Genomic DNA, 5,282 nt, shown 5'->3' with positions numbered 1-5,282 from the left:
TAGCCGATGTCGGCGCGGTGCAGCACCTGCACCGAGGCCGGCACCAGCGTCACGCCCATGCCCGCACCGACCAGGCCGATGGCGGTCTGCAATTCGTTGGTCCATTGCGCAACCTTAAGGCTCAAACCGTGGGCGTCGAACAACGCGATCACATGGTCGGCGTAGCTCGGTCGCGGGTTGCCGGGGTAGAGCACGAACGGTTCTGCGGCCAGCTGCGCAAGCGTTGCCGGAGCACCGAGCAGGGGATGCCCGGCCGGCAGCACCGCCACCAGCCGATCCTCCACCAACACCCGCTGCACGATGGCCGGGTCGTCGATGCGAATCCGCCCGAAGCCCACGTCAATCCGCCCGGCCTTGAGGGCTTCGACTTGTTGCAGGGTGGTCATCTCGGAAAGCCCCAACTCCAGCTCCAGGCCATCGTGGCTGCGCAGCCGGCGGATCAATTCGGGCAGCACGCCATACAGCGTCGACGGCGCAAAACCGATGCCCAGCCAGGTCTTTTGGCCAAGGCCGATGCGCCGGGTGTTGTCGCACACCTTGCCCAGTTGTTCGAGCAGCACATTGGCGTGCTCATAGAAAAACCGCCCAGCCTCGGTCAGGCGCAACGGCCGCCCGCGCTCCAGCAAGACCACGCCCAGTTCGTCCTCCAGTTGCTGGATCTGCCGACTCAACGGCGGCTGGGCAATGTGCAGGCGTTCGGCGGCGCGGGTGAAGTTGAGGGTTTCACCCAGCACCTGGAAGTAACGCAGATGGCGCAGTTCCATAAAGACTCCATTCATACCTTAAGGGTATTGTTCGAGACCCATTCTATATTGGAAGCCAGCAGAGATCCGGAACAGAATCAGGCCAAATCTATAAAGAACCCAACGGGTATTGCCATGCCGATTTGTGCCATCGAGTCGATCGAGACCATCATCGTCGATCTCCCTACCATCCGCCCGCACAAGCTGGCGATGCACACGATGCAGAACCAGACCCTGGTGATCATCCGCGTGCGCTGCGCCGACGGCATCGAAGGCATTGGTGAATCCACCACCATCGGCGGCCTGAGCTACGGCAATGAAAGCCCCGACAGCATCAAAATCAACATCGACCGGCACTTCGCGCCGCTACTGCTAGGCCAGGACGCGAGCAATATCAACGCGGCCATGTTGCGCCTGGAGCGCAGCATTCGGGGCAACACCTTTGCCAAGTCGGGTATCGAAAGCGCCTTGCTCGATGCCCTCGGCAAACGCCTGAATCTGCCGGTCAGCGAATTGCTCGGCGGCCGTGTGCGGGACGCCCTGCCGGTGGCCTGGACCCTGGCCAGCGGTAACACCGAAAAAGACATCGCCGAAGCCGAGAAGATGCTCGACCTGCGCCGCCACCGCATCTTCAAACTGAAGATCGGCGCCGGTGACGTCAGCCAGGACCTGGCGCATGTCATCGCGATCAAAAAAGCCTTGGGCGACCGCGCCAGCGTGCGGGTTGACGTCAACCAGGCCTGGGACGAAGCCGTGGCCCTGCGCGCCTGCAAGGTGCTGGGCGACAACGGTATCGACCTGATCGAACAACCGATTTCGCGCAACAACCGTGGCGGCATGGTGCGGCTCAACCTGTCGAGCCCGGCGCCGATCATGGCCGACGAATCCATCGAATGTGTGGAAGACGCCTTCAACCTGGCCCGCGAAGGTGCGGCCTCGGTGTTCGCCCTGAAGATCGCCAAAAACGGCGGCCCGCGTGCGGTGTTGCGTACCGCAGCGATTGCCGAGGCGGCGGGCATCGGCCTGTACGGCGGCACCATGCTCGAAGGCGGTATTGGCACCCTGGCCTCGGCCCATGCCTTTCTCACCTTGAACAAACTGGCGTGGGACACCGAGTTGTTCGGCCCGCTGCTGCTCACCGAAGACATCCTGGCCGAGCCGCTGGTGTACCGCGATTTCCACCTGCATGTCTCCACCGCTCCGGGCCTGGGCCTGGCCATCGATGAAGAGCGCCTGGCGTTCTTCCGTCGCGACCAATAACAAGAGGACACCTGCGATGTTGTTCCACGTAAAAATGACCGTGAACCTGCCCGTCGACATGAACCCCGAGCGCGCTGCTGCCCTCAAGGCTGAAGAAAAAGCCTTCTCGCAGCGGCTGCAAGAGCAAGGCAAATGGCGCCACCTGTGGCGCATCGCCGGGCTGTATGCCAACTACAGCGTGTTCGATGTCGACAGCGTGCAGGAACTGCATGACCTGCTGATGCAACTGCCGCTTTATCCTTACATGGCCATCGAAGTGAATGCCCTGTGCCGGCATCCGTCGTCGATCCGTGAGGATGATCGCTGAGTCTGTTTTTTCACCTAATAATTACAAGATGAGGATTGCACCATGTCCATCCGACTTTCCCAGACTGCTCACGCCCAACAGTTTCTCGAAGAAGCCAGCGGCAACCTTAACGACGGCGGCAACCCACGGGCCAAGGCGCTGATCTACCGGATCCTGCGGGACACGGTGAACATCATCGAAGACCTGGAAGTGACCCCGGAAGAGTTCTGGAAGGCGGTCAACTACCTCAACGAACTGGGCAAGAACCAGGAGGCCGGGTTGCTCGCGGCAGGCCTGGGCCTGGAGCATTACCTGGACATGCTGATGGACGCGGCGGACGAGGAAGCCGGCAAATCCGGCGGCACCCCGCGCACCATCGAAGGCCCGCTGTATGTGGCCGGCGCGCCGCTGTCCAAATACGAGGCGCGGCTGGATGACGGGCTGGATCCGGGTGTGCCGCTGTTCATGCAGGGCCAGGTACGCGACACCCACGGCAAGCCGCTGGCGGGGGCGATTGTCGATGTGTGGCAGGCCAACACGGGCGGCACGTATTCGTGGTTTGACGGCACGCAGTCGGAGTTCAACCTGCGCCGTCGGATCGAGACCGATGCCCAGGGCAACTATCGTTTTCGCAGCATCGTGCCGTCCGGGTACGGCTGCCCGCCGACCGGTCCGACTCAGCAATTGCTCGACCAGTTGGGGCGCCACGGGCAGCGGCCGGCGCATATCCACTTCTTCATCTCGGCACCGGGCCACCGGCACCTGACCACGCAGATCAACCTGTCGGACGATCCATACCTGCATGATGATTTTGCCTATGCGACGCGGGATGAGTTGATCGCCGAAATTCGCTTCAGCGAGGACGCGAACCTGGCGAAGGAATTTGGCGTGGAAGGGCAGTTTGCGCAGATTGATTTTGACTTTGAGTTGCAGTCGGCGGCTGCGCCTGTCGAACAGAAACGCATGCAGCGGGTGCGCGCTCTCGAAGACTGATCCCGATCCCTGTAGGAGCCGGCTTGCCGGCGATGACGGTGGTGACTGAACGACCGCTATCGCTGGCAAGCCAGCTCCTACAGGGGGTTGTGGTGTTCGTGTTATTTGCGAACAACCAGATCCAGCAAATCATCCCGATCCTTGATCTTCTGCAGCACAATCTCCGACCGGATATCCATCACCCCCGCCGTGCGGTTCAGGTGGTTCACGATAAAATCCGAAAAGTGCTTGAGGTTGCGCGCCTGCACCCGCAACACATAGTTGCTCGCCCCGGTAATCACATACGCACTGGCCACCTCCGGCCACCCTTGCACCTTCTTGATGAACGTCTCGTGCCAATCCTCCACGTCCTGGCGCAACGACAGGTGGACGATGGCCTCCAGCTCAATCCCCAGGTGCTCGGCGTTCAACACCGCCCGATACCCACTGATGATGCCCTCGCTCTCCAGCAGGCGTAAACGCCGCAGGCAGGCCGATGGCGACAGGGCGACTTTCTCCGCCAGTTCCTGGTTGCTGATACGGCCATCCTGTTGCAGGAAATGCAGAAGGCGCAGGTCGGTAGCGTCGAGCATCATGGTTAGAATAAATCCGCGTGTTTGGGGGTTAAATTCGAATTTCCTACAGCTTAATTAGCCTGTTGCCCACCACTTTGCACGAAAATTCTCTAAAGCTTCGTTCATTATTTGGCTCATTGTTACTACAAGAACAGGACTGACCATGACCACCCGCACCCATTGCCTGACCCTCGACGCCCAGGATCCGCTGGCGCCGCTGCGCAACCAATTCGCCTTGCCTGCGGGGGTGATCTACCTCGACGGCAACTCCCTCGGCGCGCGCCCGGTGGCAGCGCTGGAGCGGGCGCACGCGGTGATCGCCGAGGAGTGGGGCAACGGGCTGATTCGTAGCTGGAACAGCGCCGGCTGGGCTGACCTGTCCCAGCGCCTGGGCAATCGCCTGGCACCGCTGATCGGGGCCCGCGACGGTGAAGTGGTGATCACCGATACCACCTCCATCAACCTGTTCAAAGTGCTCAGCGCCGCGTTGACCGTGCAGCGCGAGCGGGCGCCAAGCCGCAAGGTGATCGTCAGCGAAGCGAGCAATTTCCCCACCGACCTGTACATCGCCGAAGGCCTGACCGAACTGCTGCAACAGGGCTACTCCCTGCGCCTGGTCAACAGCCCGGACGAGCTGCCCCAGGCCATCGACCAGGACACCGCCGTGGTGATGCTTACCCACGTCAACTACAAGACCGGCTACATGTACGACATGCAGGCCCAGACCGCGTTGAGCCATGAATGTGGCGCGCTGGCGATCTGGGACCTGGCGCATTCGGCGGGCGCGGTGCCGATCGACCTGCATCAGGCAGGCGCCGATTACGCGATCGGCTGCACCTACAAATACCTCAACGGTGGGCCCGGCTCCCAGGCGTTTGTGTGGGTCAACCCGGCGCTGGTGGATGTGGTCACGCAGCCGCTGTCGGGCTGGTTCGGGCATACCCGGCAGTTCGCCATGGAATCGCGTTATGCGCCGAGCCAGGGCATTGCGCGCTACCTGTGCGGCACCCAGCCGATTACCTCGCTGGCGATGGTGGAGTGTGGCCTGGATATTTTTGCCCAGACCGACATGGCCAGCCTGCGCACTAAATCCCTGGCGTTGACTGACCTGTTTATCGCGTTGGTGGAGTCCCGTTGCGCCGCCCACGAATTGACCCTGATCACCCCGCGTGAACATGCCCGGCGCGGCAGCCACGTCAGCTTTGAACACCCGCAAGGCTACGCGGTTATCCAGGCCCTGATCGCCCGTGGCGTGATTGGTGATTATCGCGAGCCGCGGATCATGCGGTTCGGGTTTACGCCGTTGTACACCAGCTTCACTGAGGTCTGGGACGCGGTGGAAATCCTTGGCGAAATTCTCGACCAGAAAACCTGGGACCAGCCGCAATTCAAAGTTCGCCATAGCGTTACCTGATACAACACAAAACCCCTGTAGGAGCCCGGCTT

6 protein-coding genes are annotated in these 5,282 nt (G+C 61.6%); 4 read left to right on the top strand and 2 right to left on the bottom strand.

The window, feature by feature from the left end; genetic code table 11:
- Nucleotides 1-764: LysR family transcriptional regulator (locus MUM_RS0100060; protein WP_010165522.1), on the bottom strand; the 764-nt coding region annotated here is incomplete at its 3' end.
- Nucleotides 765-878: 114 nt separating this feature from the next.
- Between MUM_RS0100060 and MUM_RS0100055 the strand changes: the two genes are divergently transcribed.
- Genes MUM_RS0100055 through catA form a run of 3 tightly spaced genes read left to right on the top strand, consistent with a single transcriptional unit; the run spans nt 879 to nt 3,282 of the window.
- The gene (locus MUM_RS0100055) at nt 879-2,003 is read left to right on the top strand and encodes a muconate cycloisomerase family protein (protein ID WP_010165521.1); all 1,125 of its coding nucleotides are present in this window, start codon (nt 879-881) and stop codon (nt 2,001-2,003) included.
- 16 nt (nt 2,004-2,019) lie between these two features.
- Entirely contained in the window at nt 2,020-2,310 is a 291-nt protein-coding gene (catC, locus tag MUM_RS0100050; RefSeq protein WP_010165520.1) for a muconolactone Delta-isomerase, read from the top strand.
- A 42-nt stretch (nt 2,311-2,352) separates the two neighbouring features.
- Nucleotides 2,353-3,282: a catechol 1,2-dioxygenase gene (gene catA, locus MUM_RS0100045; RefSeq protein WP_010165519.1), complete on the top strand. Its 930-nt coding sequence runs from the start codon at nt 2,353-2,355 to the stop codon at nt 3,280-3,282.
- Nucleotides 3,283-3,383: 101 nt separating this feature from the next.
- Here the strand turns inward: catA and MUM_RS0100040 are convergent, their stop codons facing one another.
- Nucleotides 3,384-3,857: an Lrp/AsnC family transcriptional regulator gene (locus MUM_RS0100040; RefSeq protein ID WP_010165517.1), complete on the bottom strand. Its 474-nt coding sequence runs from the start codon at nt 3,855-3,857 to the stop codon at nt 3,384-3,386.
- Nucleotides 3,858-3,999: 142 nt separating this feature from the next.
- On the opposite strand from MUM_RS0100040, the gene kynU reads away from it, so the two are divergent.
- A complete protein-coding gene (kynU, locus tag MUM_RS0100035; protein WP_010165516.1) occupies nt 4,000-5,250 on the top strand; it encodes a kynureninase in 1,251 nt (416 codons plus the stop codon).
- Nucleotides 5,251-5,282 lie beyond the last annotated feature (32 nt).

The sequence above is a fragment of the Pseudomonas sp. PAMC 25886 genome (assembly GCF_000242655.1).
Classification (GTDB): domain Bacteria; phylum Pseudomonadota; class Gammaproteobacteria; order Pseudomonadales; family Pseudomonadaceae; genus Aquipseudomonas.
This window is presented reverse-complemented; position numbering and strand designations above follow the sequence as displayed.